The 11,615-nt window shown below is 61.6% G+C and carries 11 protein-coding genes; 5 read left to right on the top strand and 6 right to left on the bottom strand.

Annotated features, from left to right (window positions below; genetic code table 11):
* Window positions 1-171 precede the first annotated feature (171 nt).
* From O3303_RS06685 to ispG, 3 genes are read right to left on the bottom strand one after another with little or no spacing between them, the layout of a single operon-like run.
* Window positions 172-837 carry a Rossmann-fold NAD(P)-binding domain-containing protein gene (locus O3303_RS06685; RefSeq protein ID WP_269561291.1) on the bottom strand — a complete coding sequence of 222 codons (666 nt, stop codon included), beginning with the start codon at window positions 835-837 and terminating at the stop codon, window positions 172-174.
* A 57-nt stretch (window positions 838-894) separates the two neighbouring features.
* Complete coding sequence (locus tag O3303_RS06690; protein ID WP_269561292.1) at window positions 895-1,419, bottom strand: hypothetical protein; 525 nt, start codon at window positions 1,417-1,419, stop codon at window positions 895-897.
* 11 nt (window positions 1,420-1,430) lie between these two features.
* Window positions 1,431-3,527 carry a (E)-4-hydroxy-3-methylbut-2-enyl-diphosphate synthase gene (gene ispG / locus O3303_RS06695; RefSeq protein ID WP_269561293.1) on the bottom strand — a complete coding sequence of 699 codons (2,097 nt, stop codon included), beginning with the start codon at window positions 3,525-3,527 and terminating at the stop codon, window positions 1,431-1,433.
* A gap of 189 nt (window positions 3,528-3,716) precedes the next feature.
* Between ispG and O3303_RS06700 the strand changes: the two genes are divergently transcribed.
* From O3303_RS06700 to O3303_RS06710, 3 genes are all read left to right on the top strand, one after another.
* On the top strand, window positions 3,717-4,913 hold the full coding sequence (locus O3303_RS06700) for a lactonase family protein (RefSeq protein WP_269561294.1): 1,197 nt from the start codon (window positions 3,717-3,719) through the stop codon (window positions 4,911-4,913).
* Between the two features lie 89 nt (window positions 4,914-5,002).
* The gene (locus O3303_RS06705) at window positions 5,003-5,491 is read left to right on the top strand and encodes a TlpA disulfide reductase family protein (RefSeq protein WP_269561295.1); all 489 of its coding nucleotides are present in this window, start codon (window positions 5,003-5,005) and stop codon (window positions 5,489-5,491) included.
* A 30-nt stretch (window positions 5,492-5,521) separates the two neighbouring features.
* On the top strand, window positions 5,522-6,145 hold the full coding sequence (locus tag O3303_RS06710) for a thioredoxin family protein (RefSeq protein WP_269561296.1): 624 nt from the start codon (window positions 5,522-5,524) through the stop codon (window positions 6,143-6,145).
* A 109-nt stretch (window positions 6,146-6,254) separates the two neighbouring features.
* On the opposite strand, the gene O3303_RS06715 is transcribed toward O3303_RS06710, so the two are convergent.
* Complete coding sequence (locus O3303_RS06715) at window positions 6,255-6,911, bottom strand: NAD(P)H-binding protein (RefSeq protein ID WP_269561297.1); 657 nt, start codon at window positions 6,909-6,911, stop codon at window positions 6,255-6,257.
* Window positions 6,912-7,023: 112 nt separating this feature from the next.
* Entirely contained in the window at window positions 7,024-8,001 is a 978-nt protein-coding gene (locus tag O3303_RS06720) for an NAD(P)H-quinone oxidoreductase (protein WP_269561298.1), read from the bottom strand.
* 224 nt (window positions 8,002-8,225) lie between these two features.
* Between O3303_RS06720 and O3303_RS06725 the strand changes: the two genes are divergently transcribed.
* The gene (locus O3303_RS06725; protein WP_269561299.1) at window positions 8,226-8,759 is read left to right on the top strand and encodes a hypothetical protein; all 534 of its coding nucleotides are present in this window, start codon (window positions 8,226-8,228) and stop codon (window positions 8,757-8,759) included.
* A gap of 67 nt (window positions 8,760-8,826) precedes the next feature.
* On the top strand, window positions 8,827-9,189 hold the full coding sequence (locus O3303_RS06730) for a hypothetical protein (RefSeq protein ID WP_269561300.1): 363 nt from the start codon (window positions 8,827-8,829) through the stop codon (window positions 9,187-9,189).
* A 198-nt stretch (window positions 9,190-9,387) separates the two neighbouring features.
* On the opposite strand, the gene O3303_RS06735 is transcribed toward O3303_RS06730, so the two are convergent.
* Complete coding sequence (locus tag O3303_RS06735; protein WP_269561301.1) at window positions 9,388-11,577, bottom strand: glutamine synthetase III family protein; 2,190 nt, start codon at window positions 11,575-11,577, stop codon at window positions 9,388-9,390.
* Between the last annotated feature and the right edge of the window lie 38 nt (window positions 11,578-11,615).

Raw genomic sequence — 11,615 nt, forward strand, 5'->3', positions numbered from 1 at the left:
ATATTTTGCGTCTCCCCGTTGAACGGCCGGAACCGTACCGCCAGGCAAACAACATCAGCAATGAGGAGACGCGAAGTGTCGCGTCTCTACATCGTGCGCTTCATCGTTGAACGGCCGGAATTTCTCCAGGTAAACAACATCAGCAACGATGAGACGCAAGATATTGCGTCTCTACCCTTTCGCCGCGGCCACGATGTCGGGTACTTCCAGGATGGGTTTGGGGTAGCCGCGCTGGGCTACATGCAGCATGGCTTGGCCCAGCTCCACCAGCGTGGAGGCAAATTTGGGGGCCACGCCCCGCACCACGGGGTACAGCCAGCCGAAATACTTGTAGTACGACAGCACGTGCCGCTGGCCGGGGGTGGCCCGCAGGAAACCGGGCCGGAACATGAACGCCTGCCGGAAATCCAGCTGCCGCAGCTCATTTTCGGTTTCGCCCTTCACGCGGGCCCACATCTGGCGGCTGCGCAGCGTGTCGTCGGTGCCAGCGCCCGAGACGTAGCAGAACGTGAGGTCGGGGCCGTTGTGGGTGAGCAGCGTCTGGGCGAAGTGCAGGGTCAGGTCGTGGGTGAGGCGGCGGTACTCCGGCTCCTGCATCCCCACCGACGATACACCCAGGCAGAAAAAGCAGGCGTTGTAGCCCCGCAGTTGGTCGGCAATGGGCGTGAGGTTCTGGAAATCCTCGTGCAGCAGCTCCCGCAGCTTGGGGTGCTGGTGCCCACTGGGCCGGCGGCTGATGCTGAGCACCTGCTCCACTTCCGAGCTGTTGAGGCATTCGAGTAGCACTCCTTCTCCTACCATGCCGGTCGTGCCGGTCAGGATTACGCGTAGTTTCATGCTGGGGAGGACGGATGAGCGGCGCGGATGTTTTAGAGCCGATTTACTACTCTGTATCTATTCGGTATTTTCCGGACTCCAATAGCCGGTAAACTCTGCGCCGGTGTAAGCGGCGGCTTCATACGCATCAACAGGGTATTCATCTATTGAAACCGAGTTCATAAAGAACTGTCCTATAGAGCAATCCATCTTAATCAGATACTTCCTAGGGTCTTCTCCTTCATCTTCCAAGAAGTAATCATGAAATAGAATACCTATCTGGTAGTCATTCAAATCCAGCGCTACCAAATCTCCATTAGCTGTACTACCGACCAGGAGTAAGTTATGCCTTAAAGCATATTTGAACGCGTCATCCCAAGTGTATTCTTTTTTAAGCTCATTGCTCTCATTGAAACAATACGCGCCAATTTCAACAACTGTGTCGAAGGAAAACTCAGCAAAGAAACACCTAGCCTCCAGATCAGGGCATATCAGTTCAAGCACTTCCAGATTCTCACTTCTCAAAATCGAAGCGTGTTTTTTACTATTGAATGCGATTCGCTCAAGAGCTAGCCACATTTTCTCATTATCCACAATAGCCATATAGCTACAAGCTACCCCGCCACCGGCTCTTCCAGCAGCTCCTTTTCCATCCAGCGGCCGTCTTCGCGCATGAGGTCGATGAGCTGGTCCACGGCTTGTTCTTCGGGCACCGATTTCTTGATGACTTCCTGGCCGCGGTAGAGGGCAATTTTGCCTTTACCCACGCCCACGTAGCCGTAGTCGGCATCGGCCATTTCGCCGGGACCGTTCACGATGCAGCCCATGATGCCGATTTTCACGCCCTTCAGGTGGTCGGTGCGCTTGCGGATCATGGCGGTGGTTTCCTGCAGGTCGAACAGAGTACGGCCGCAGCTGGGGCAGCTGATGTACTCCGTCTTGCTCATGCGCGTGCGGGCCGCCTGCAGGATGCCGAAGCTGAGCTGGTTGAGTTGGTCAATGTCGCGCAACCAAGCTTCCTGGCCTTGCTCAGGTAGTAGGTCAGTGCACAGCGAGATACCGTCGCCGAGGCCGTCGATTAGCAAGCCACCTACGTCGGTAGCCGCGTCGAGTTGAGTTTGGGAAGGGCTTTCCAGCGTGTAGGTACGGCGCACTACCACGGGGCAGGTAACACCGTTGTTGATCAGCTCGAAGAATGCCCGCCGCAACTCGGGCATGGCGTGGGCATTGGTGGTTTCGAGCACCAGTACCACCGTGCGGTCCTGGCGAAGCTGGGCCAGCAGGTCCGCATCGAGCGTGCTGAGTTCCAGTAGCAGGAAGTTGAGCGTGGGGTGCAGCTTGGGGAAGTTGCTCAGATAGGTGTCGGCTGTGAGCAGCGGGAAATGGTCGGAGCGCTGGCCGGCATCCATCCAGGCGCGGTGCGCTACCACTTCCTTCAGGCCGTTGGGTAGCATAAATGGTACCGGCCGCTCGCCGGTGTACACGTAGTCGGCACCCAGGTCGCTCATCTGAAACTTATCCAGAAACGACGAATACAAGTGCCCGGCCGCCCGCAAATCGGCGTATTCCAGGCGCGGCAGACGCGAGAGGTCGGCTACTACCCGCGGCACGTTCTGCCCCCCAAAGTTGGCTACCTCGTGCGTGTGGCGGCGGTGATACTGGAAGGGGTCGATGGGCACCTCACTCCCTAGCCCCCTCTCCTCAGGAGAGGAGGAACTAGCGTCTAGCTTTTTAGAATCAGTTTCTAAAGCTAGTTTCCCCTCTCCTGAGGAGAGGGGGCTAGGGGGTGAGGTCAACGGCCGAATGGGCCGCGCCTCCTGCGCCCGGTTGGTGTACCGGTCAATCAGCGCTTTGGCCACCGGAGCTTCGGCTTCGGGGGCTTCGGTGAGGCTCACGCGCACGGTGTCGCCGAGGCCGTCTTCGAGCAGCGTGCCGATGCCGACGGCGCTCTTGATGCGGCCGTCTTCGGCTTCGCCGGCTTCCGTCACGCCCAGGTGCAGCGGGTAGGGCTGCAGGCCTTCGGTGTCGAGTTTCTGCACCAGCAGGCGGTAGGCCTGCACCATCACCTGGGTGTTGCTGGCCTTCATGCTCAGCACCACATCGTAGTAGTTTTCCTCCTCGCAGAGGCGCAGGAATTCCAGCGCCGACTCCACCATACCCAATGGCGTATCGCCGTAACGGCTCAGAATCCGGTCCGAAAGGGAGCCGTGGTTGGTGCCGATGCGCATGGCCGTGCCGTACTGCTTGCAGATCTGGACCAGCGGACGGAACCGCTCCCGGATGCGCTCCACCTCGGCGGCGTAGCTGCTGTCGGTGTACTCAATGACGTCGAATTTCTTCTTGTCGGCGTAGTTGCCGGGGTTCACGCGCACTTTCTCCACGATGCGGGCGGCCAGCTCGGCGGCGTTGGGCGTGAAATGGATGTCGGCAATGAGCGGCACGGTGCAGCCCCGCTTGCGCAGCTCCTTCTTGATTTCGAGCAGGTTCTGGGCCTCCTTCACGCTGGGGGCCGTGATGCGCACGTACTCGCACCCGGCTTCCACCATGCGCAGCGTCTGCTCCACCGAGCCCAGCGTGTCCATGGTGTCCACGGTGGTCATGCTCTGCACCCGAATGGGGTTGAGCCCGCCCATCGGCAGGTCGCCGATTTTCACTTCGCGGGAGATGCGGCGCTTGTATTCGGTGAGGCTGGGGCAATACGTCTTGTTCATAGAAAGAAAACCGGCGGCGGAAGGCGAAAGTTGCGGGACCGGGCAAAGGTACGAGGTAGCCGTTACGTTCGGGTGCCGCGCCAGCTGCCCGGGACTGGTCGGCAGCCACCACCCGGGCTGCGCGCACCGAAAGCCCTCTTTACCCGCTACCTTGTCGGCCTGCTTTCCCCGCCTCTTACCCGCCTTGCCATGACCGATTTCACTGCTTCCCGGCGCCACTTTCTGAAGCTCACCGGCCTCACGCTGGTGGGTTTGCCGCTGGGCCTTTCCGGCTGCGCCAGCGCCCTCACCGGCCGCAGCCGGCCCGACTATCTGGTGTACGTGGGCACCTATGCCAAGGCAGAGGCCGACAGCATTTTCCTCTACCGCCTCAACGCCACCACCGGCGCCCTCACCCGCCTGCGGGCCGAGAAAGGCGGCCCCAATCCGGCTTTTCTGGCCATCGACAGCAAGCAGGAGCACCTGTACGCCGCCAACGAAGTAGACGAGTTCCAGGGCGCGAAAAGCGGCTACGTCAGCGCCTTTGCCATCGACCGGCGCACGGGCGGCCTCACGGCGCTCAACCAGCAGCCCTCAGCCGGCGGCGGCCCCTGCTACCTCAGTCTCGACGGCTCCGGCCGGGCGGCGCTGGTGGCCAACTACGGCGGCGGCAGCGTGAGCCTGCTGCCCATTGCTCCGGATGGCACGCTGCGGCCCCCTTCCGCCACCGACCAGCACCGCGGCTCCGGCCCCAATAAAAACCGCCAGACCGAAGCTCACGCCCACTGCATCATCCCGGATCCGGCGGGCCGCTTTGCCTTCGCCGTGGACCTGGGCACCGACCAAGTGCTGGGCTACCGGCTGGATGCCGGCGCGGGCCAGTGGACGCCGCTGCCGGCCCCGGCCTTCACCACCCAGCCGGGCGCCGGGCCGCGCCACCTCACGTTCCACCCCAACGGCCGCTGGGCCTACCTCATCAACGAGCTGACATCTAGCGTAACGGCGCTGGCTTACGACGCCGCAGCCGGCACGTTCCGGGAGCTGCACACGGTACCGGCGTTGCCAGCCGGCTTCACGGCCCCCAACACCTGCGCCGATATCCATGTGCATCCCAACGGCCGGTTCGTGTACGCCACCAACCGCGGCCACGACAGCCTGGCCGTGTTTGCCGTGGCGCCCGACTCCGGCCGCCTGACGCTGGTAGAGCACGTGAGCACCCAGGGCAAGACGCCCCGCAACTTCGCCATCGACCCCAGCGGCGCCATTCTGCTGGTGGCCAACCAGAACTCCAACAACATCGTGACCTACACCATCAACGCCCAAACGGGCCGGCTGACGCCTACGGGCGTGGTGGTGGAAGTGCCCGCGCCCGTCTGCCTGCAGGTGGTGCCGGACTTTATGGCCTGAGCCGTCCTGTTCAGGTTTCAGGGGTTGCGGCAACTTCGGCGGCCGTTGGCTGTCTGTCAATCAGCCCCCTGTTGATCTTTCCATTGTCTATGATGCACAAATTCATCCTGCTGGCCCTGGCCTGTTGCCTGCTGGCTTTGCCGGGCCAGGCGCAGCGGGTGGCCGTGGTGCGGCTGCCGGAGCTGCAACGCCGCCTGAGCCAGCCCTCCGACACCACCTACGTGGTAAACTTCTGGGCCACCTGGTGCGCGCCCTGCGTGAAAGAGCTGCCGAATTTCGAACAGCTAAATCGCGCCTACGCGGGCCGGAAAGTGAAGGTGCTGCTGGTCAGTACCGATTATGCGTCGCAGCTCGACAAGAAAGTCCGGCCGTTTGTGGCCAGGCGCGGCCTGCGCTCGGAGGTGCTGCTGCTCAACGAAACCGACCCGAATACCTGGATGGATAAGGTGGACAGCCAGTGGTCGGGCGCGCTGCCGTTTACGCTGATGATCAACAACAAACGGCAGAAGCGCGCCTCGTTCGAGCAGGAATTCACCCAGCCCGAGCTGACGGCCGCGCTACAGCAGTTTCTGCAATAGATTCCTTTTCACATTCACTTCTTCCTCACCATGAAAAAGCTTCTTCCCGCTCTGGCCGCCTGCCTGCTGCTGGCCCTGAGTAGTTTTATGATGCTCCGCACGGCAGCCACCGGCTACCAAGTCGGCGACAAAGCCGCTGACTTTCAACTGAAAAACGTGGACGGCAAGCTGGTATCGCTGGCTTCCAACAAGGCCGCCAAAGGCTACATCGTGGTGTTCACCTGCAACACCTGCCCCTACGCCAAAGCCTACGAGCAGCGCATCATCGACCTGCACACCAAATACGCGCCGCAGGGCTACCCCGTGGTAGCCATCAACCCCAACGACCCCGCCGTAGCGCCCGGCGACTCGTTTGCCGATATGCAGAAACGGGCCAAGGAGAAGAAATACGGCTTCCCGTACCTGCAGGATGAGTCGCAGGAGGTAGCGCGGCAGTATGGCGCCACCCGCACGCCGCACCTATACGTCGTCAGCCGCCAGGGCAACGACTTTGTGGTGAGCTACATTGGGGCCATCGACGATAACTCGGAAGATGCCAAGCTGGTGAAAACCAAGTATCTGGAAAACGCCATGACCGATATCCTGGCGGGCAAGCCGGCTACGGTAGGCGCCACTAAGGCCATCGGCTGCACCATTAAGTGGAAGAAAGCATAAAGTAACGTTCCAGCTTGCGCGAACGAGCGAAGCGAGTAGCCGGGGCCGCGCCACTTAGCGCCAACGCCGACTACTCGCTTCGCTCGTTCGCGCAAGCTGGCGCTTCGCGTTACTGATTGGCGCGGCGGAACACGCCTTCCAGCGTATCGATCTGCACACCGGGCTTGAGGTCGAGGGCGGCGTTGAGCATGGCCTGCGCCACTTCGCGGCCGTGGATGGGGCGGTACTGCTGCAGGCCGGGCAGCCGGGCTACCAGGTCGGCCAGGGGCAGCGCAATACGCTCGGCCAGGCGCGGCTCGTGGCGGCTGCCGGCCAGCATACCGGGCTGGATGATGCGGATTCGCTGAAAAGGCAGGCGCTTGATGGCCCGTTCCAGCTCCCCTTTCATGCGCGTGTAGAACATAAACGACTCCGGGTCGGCGGAGGCCGACGACACCAGCACGTAGGAGGCAACGCCGTTTTGGGCGGCCGCTTCGGCTGTCTGGTACTGATACGTGTAGTCTACCTTGTACTGGGCGGCGGTGCTGCCGGCCTGGCCCAGCGTGGTACCCAGGGCCGAAAACAGCACGTCGCCGGTCAGCAGGTGCTGCCACTGCTGGGGCTGGTCGAAATCCACTACGTGCTCTTCCAGCCGTTCGGGATTGTGGTAACCAGTTGGCCGGCGGGTAAATACTTTAATACGGTCAAAACGAGTATCGGAAAGCAACTGGCGCAACGTGTAGTCGCCGACCAGTCCGGTGGCCCCGATAAGTAAAGCGGTAAGCATAAGGTGCAGGTGTGAGCAGAGAGCGGCACTTCGCCACACATAGGCCGGCGAAATTCCCCTTTGTACGCAGCTGCCTGCCTTTAGTTCGCTGAAAAATCCTGCTCACCCAAAATTATTCCACTACCAGCAGCACCAGCTTGCCAATGTGGGCGCTGCTTTCCAGCATTTCGTGCGCGGCGGCGGCCTCGGCCAGCGGGAAGGTGTGATGCAACAGCGGCTTCATTTTGCCGGCCGCCAGCAATGGCCAGACGTGGCGCTCTACTTCCACGGCCAGCGCGGCCTTGAAGTCGGCGGAGCGGGGCCGCAGCGTACTGCCGGTAATGGTCAGGCGACGGCGCATCACGTCCAGGGCGTTGAATTCGGCCTTGCCGCCCTGCATGGCATTGATGAACACGAGGCGGCCGTCGTCGCGCAGCAGGCGCAGGTTTTTAGGCGTATAGTCGCCGCCGATCATGTCCAGCACCACATCGGCGCCACCGGCAGCCTGCACCGCTTCCTCAAAATCGTCCTCTTTGTAGTTGACAACCAAGTCGGCGCCAAGCTGCCGCACGGCCTCAGCCTTCGCCTCGCTGCCCACCGTGGCGGCTACCGGGCTGCCCAGGGCCGCGGCCAGCTGCACGGCTGTGGTACCGATGCCGCTGCTGCCGCCGTGTACCAGCAGCCGCTCGCCGGGCTGCAGCTGCCCCCGCTGAAACACGTTGTGCCACACCGTAAACACGGTTTCGGGCAGCGCGGCCGCCGCCGGAAAGTCCCAGCCGGCGGGCACGGGCAGGCAATGGCGGGCATCTACCACGGCATACTCGGCGTAGCCGCCGGCGGCCAGCAACGCGCACACCCGGTCGCCGGGCTGCCAGCGGGCCACGTCCGCGCCACATTCCGCTACCACTCCGGCCACTTCCAGGCCCGGTACGGTACCGGCCACGTCGTCGGCACCGGCGTATTTGCCCTGCCGCAGCAGCACATCGGGCCGGTTGACGCCGGCGGCATGCACCCGGATGAGCACCTCGTGGGCCGCCGGCACCGGCCGGGGCTGCTCCTGTACCTGCAGCACCTCGGGGCCGCCCGGCTGCGTAATGATAATAGCCTTCATAAACGAAAACAAGTGAGATACTGCGGGCACATGCCCACCCCCCAATACGTAGCCGGCCGCCGTTGGTCGTTGCTAGTTGTCAGTTGCTAGTTGTCAGTTGTCAGTTGTCAGTTGTCAGTTGTCAGTTGTTGGGTAGGAAATTGGCGAAATGCTGACAACTGACAACCAGCAACTGACAACTAATCGTCGCCGGTTGCGCCTGATTTTGCGTACTTACCTGCGAGATGAAAAAAGTAAGCCTGCTCCCCCACTTTCTGCGCACCGCCGGCCAGCTCACAGGCATGGCCGCCTGGCAAACGGGCCGCCTGTTCCGCAAAGCCGCGTCCTCGGCCCTCGATTCTATTCAGGAGGTGCTGCGGGCCGAGCTGAAAAAAGGCAATCAGCAACTGGTGGTGGATTTCCTGACCAACAAAGCCCTGCCGGCGGCGCGGGCGCTGCTGCTGGAGCGCATGGCGGCCCGGCTGCTGGTGCGTATCGGGCTGCGCGGGGTGCTGGCCTCCAGCGTAGTGGGCTGGATTCTGCCGTTTGTGCTGGAGCAGATGGTGAAAGTGGGCCAAAAGACCGGCCTGTTCGAGAAGATCCGCAGCCACGGTTCCGTGCAGGATACCCTGCTCCGCCTTGATGAGTTGAAGCAGGCCGTCTGGAAACGCCTCGCGCCCGACCACGGCAGCAGCGTGGAGCTGCTGGACGATGATGCGGAACTGCCGCGCCGGATTTCGGCCCCGAAGGAAGAGCAAACGCCACTTTCCGAGGGATAATTCCCTTGCGAAAATTTAGTTATTTTCGGCTAAAACAGTAAATCCAGCCCGTTTTTCTTCGTCGTAAGTGCGTCCGATGAATACCTCGGACGAACTCACCCCGGAGCGGCTCACCCAAGACTCGCTTACGCTGGGCCGGTCGTTGCGCACTCTCTACCGCAACGCCCGGCACCTGCAGCACACCGACCCCTACGCCGCGGCTCGCCTCGGTCGCCTTGCCGATCAGGCCGAATACTTTCTACAGCAATGGCCCGCGGCCCAGTGGCCCGAGCACGCCTCCGGCCCCGACTGGCCCATGCCCGAAAAAACAGTGCTCCTGACCTGGCTGACTACGGCCCGCCGCGAGGCCGCCGCGGGCGGTACACTCACCTACTCGCGCTGGCATCAGATGCTGAACACGCTGCTGGCCGCCCTGGTCCCATTTGCGTAAAACTGCCCTGAACAGAAACCGGCCGGCCCGCTTTACAAGCAGACCGGCCGGTTTTTTGTGCACCAATAGTCATTTAGCCAGGATTGCAAGCCGAACTATATGGGCACAAAAAAGGCCGCCCCACCCGGAACGGCTTTTTTGAAATCATGGCACGGAGAAAATTCCCACCCAACTCCGGCCCGATTCTGAACGCTGGGCTTAGTGCCGGAACAAAAGTTCGCGGTACTTCACCAGCGGCCAGTCCTCATCGGCCACCATCAGCTCCAGCTTGTCGGCTGAGCGGCGAATGGTGTCGAAATGTGCTTTGACGGTGTCGCAATAGGCAATAGCCCGTTCGCGGGTGTCGTCAATCTTGTTGGCCACTTTGCGGCTGTTCACCATCTCTTCCACTTGGGTTTTGATCGTGAAGATGTGCCGCGAAATAGCTTTAATGGTGTCTACCGTAACCTGCGAGTATTCGTCGTCGAGGCCCAGCTCCCGCAGGCCCTGCACGTTGCTCACCAGCTTGGTCTGATAGGCTACGGCCGTTGGGATGATATGGTTGATGGCGAGGTCACCCATCACGCGGCTTTCGATCTGAATCTTCTTGACGTAGTCTTCCAGCAGAATCTCGTGGCGGGCGTGCAGCTCTACGTGCGAGAAAATCTGGTGGCGCTCAAACAGGTCAGACGACTCCTTCTCCACCATGGCATCCAGGGCCTGGGGCGTAGTGGGCACATTGGACAGGCCACGCTTGGCGGCTTCGTCTTTCCACTCATCGGAGTAGCCGTTGCCCTCGAAGCGGATGTTTTTCGAGCTGATAACGTACTCGCGAAGCACTTCCACGATGGCCACTTCCTTCTTTTTGCCCTGCTCAATCAGCGCATCCACCGACGTTTTGAAGTCGATGAGCTGCTCGGCCACAATGGCGTTGAGCGTGGTCATGGGCGACGAGCAGTTAGCCGACGAGCCCACGGCACGGAACTCAAACTTGTTGCCGGTGAAGGCGAACGGCGAGGTACGGTTACGGTCGGTGTTGTCGAGCAGGATGGCCGGAATCTTGTCGATGCCGAGCTTGAGGTAGATGTTGTCGCCTTTGTCGAGGGGCACTTTGGCGGTGCGCTCCAGCTCATCCAGCACCGAGTCCAGCATCGAGCCGACGAATACCGACATGATGGCCGGAGGGGCTTCGTTGGCGCCGAGGCGGTGGTCGTTGCTGGCCGAGGCGATGCTGGCGCGCAGCAGGTCGGCGTAGCGGTGAACGGCCTTAATGGTCGTGATGAAGAACGTCAGGAACTGCAGGTTCTCCTTGGGCCGGCGGCCGGGCGCGAGCAGGTTCACGCCGGTATCGGTGCTCATCGCCCAGTTGTTATGCTTGCCCGAGCCATTAACGCCCGCGAAAGGCTTCTCGTGCAGCAGCACCTTGAAGTTGTGCTTGTCGGCCACGCGCTCCATGATGTCCATGAGCAGCTGGTTGTGGTCGACGGCCAGGTTGGCGTCTTCGAAGGTTGGCGCGCACTCGAACTGGTGCGGGGCTACTTCGTTGTGGCGCGTACGCAGCGGAATGCCCAGCTTGTTGGCTTCCTCTTCGTACTCCAGCATGTAGGCGTGCACGCGGGCCGGAATCGAGCCGAAGTAGTGGTCGTCGAGCTGCTGGCCTTTGGCCGGCGAGTGGCCGAACAGGGTGCGGCCGGTCATCACCAGGTCGGGACGCGCGTTGTAGAGGGCGCGGTCGACGAGGAAGTATTCCTGCTCGATGCCCAGCGTGGTGTGCACGCGGTTTACGTCCTTGTCAAAGTACTGGCACACATCTACGGCGGCCTTTTCCAGGCGGGCCAGCGACTTCAGCAGCGGGGCTTTGTAGTCGAGGGCCTCGCCGGTGTAGGCGACGAAGATGGTAGGAATGCACAGGGTTTTGGCGCCGGCGGTTTCAATGATGAAAGCGGGCGAAGTCGGGTCCCAGGCGGTGTAGCCGCGGGCCTCGAAGGTATTGCGGATGCCGCCGTTCGGGAACGACGAGGCATCGGGCTCCTGCTGCACCAGCGCCGAGCCCTTAAAGTTCTCAATCGGCCGGCCGTCAGAGTTCAGGTCGAAGAAGGAGTCGTGCTTTTCGGCGGTGGCACCGGTCAGGGGCTGGAACCAGTGGGTGTAGTGGGTGGCGCCTTTGGCCATGGCCCAGGTTTTCATGGCCGAAGCCACGGCGTCGGCCACGCTGCGCTCTACCGGGCTACCCAGTTTGATGGCGCCTTGCAGCTTCTTGAAATACTCGCCGGGCATGGTAGCCCGCATAGCATCCAGGTTGAATACATTCTTGCCGAAGCTGTCGGAGCGACGCTCGCCGCTGCTTTCTACTGTTAGCGGCTGACGCTGATCAACCAGTTCAAGTGCTTTAAAGCGAAGAATTGCCATGAAAGTGGTGAGCGGGAATTGTTTGGTGTAAATCAGTT

This window comes from Hymenobacter canadensis, from assembly GCF_027359925.1.
GTDB lineage: Bacteria > Bacteroidota > Bacteroidia > Cytophagales > Hymenobacteraceae > Hymenobacter > Hymenobacter canadensis.

Bases quoted from the DNA above. Each gene is read 5' to 3' on its own strand.
- O3303_RS06685 (WP_269561291.1), bottom strand. From the start codon at position 837: ATGAAACTACGCGTAATCCTGACCGGCACGACCGGCATGGTAGGAGAA.
- O3303_RS06690 (WP_269561292.1), bottom strand. From the start codon at position 1,419: ATGGCTATTGTGGATAATGAGAAAATGTGGCTAGCTCTTGAGCGAATC.
- ispG (WP_269561293.1), bottom strand. From the start codon at position 3,527: ATGAACAAGACGTATTGCCCCAGCCTCACCGAATACAAGCGCCGCATC.
- O3303_RS06700 (WP_269561294.1), top strand. From the start codon at position 3,717: ATGACCGATTTCACTGCTTCCCGGCGCCACTTTCTGAAGCTCACCGGC.
- O3303_RS06705 (WP_269561295.1), top strand. From the start codon at position 5,003: ATGATGCACAAATTCATCCTGCTGGCCCTGGCCTGTTGCCTGCTGGCT.
- O3303_RS06710 (WP_269561296.1), top strand. From the start codon at position 5,522: ATGAAAAAGCTTCTTCCCGCTCTGGCCGCCTGCCTGCTGCTGGCCCTG.
- O3303_RS06715 (WP_269561297.1), bottom strand. From the start codon at position 6,911: ATGCTTACCGCTTTACTTATCGGGGCCACCGGACTGGTCGGCGACTAC.
- O3303_RS06720 (WP_269561298.1), bottom strand. From the start codon at position 8,001: ATGAAGGCTATTATCATTACGCAGCCGGGCGGCCCCGAGGTGCTGCAG.
- O3303_RS06725 (WP_269561299.1), top strand. From the start codon at position 8,226: ATGAAAAAAGTAAGCCTGCTCCCCCACTTTCTGCGCACCGCCGGCCAG.
- O3303_RS06735 (WP_269561301.1), bottom strand. From the start codon at position 11,577: ATGGCAATTCTTCGCTTTAAAGCACTTGAACTGGTTGATCAGCGTCAG.